Raw genomic sequence first — 517 nt, 5'->3', positions numbered from 1 at the left:
TCCAGCTTATCAGCCGAGATCAGCGACCGCCACATCAGGATGTTGGCGAAGTGCTTCTCCTCTTGGCCCCGCAGGCACTCCCTCACGGCAGAATGGATACCGTCAGCACCTACCAGGACGTCCGCCCGAAGCGTCTCCCCCGTGCTCAGCGTGACTTCGACCTGCTCGTCCGTCTGCGACAGCCCGACGACCCTTCTGCCGAACCGGATCACGCCTGGCGGTAAGGCTTGGGCTAGAATGTCTACGAGGTCTGCCCGGTGGATGTTGTACATGGGCGCGCCGTAGCGCTGGGCCGCTTCCATCCCGAGCGGAGCCTGATAAAGCATGCGCCCCGTGTAGAGGTCGCGGTAATCGTATGAGAGCGGCATTACGCCAACGAACCGGATGGCGTCTTCGAGGCCCAACTCCCGAAGCACCACGCTTGCGTTGCTCGCGATCTGAATGCCTGCGCCGATCTCCTTCAGCTCGGCGGCCTGTTCGAGAACGGTGACATCCAGGCCGAAATGTCGGCAGGCGA

The 517-nt window shown here is 62.7% G+C and carries 1 protein-coding gene; it reads right to left on the bottom strand.

What is annotated here, in order from left to right:
• A partial coding sequence (locus tag AC2JF9_RS08425; RefSeq protein ID WP_500726886.1) for an FAD-dependent oxidoreductase occupies positions 1-517 on the bottom strand: 517 nt, incomplete at both ends.

Source organism: Lactobacillus sp. C449L, from assembly GCF_059900815.1.
The sequence above is the reverse complement of the archived record's forward strand: the minus strand, read 5'-3'. Positions and strand labels throughout refer to the sequence as shown.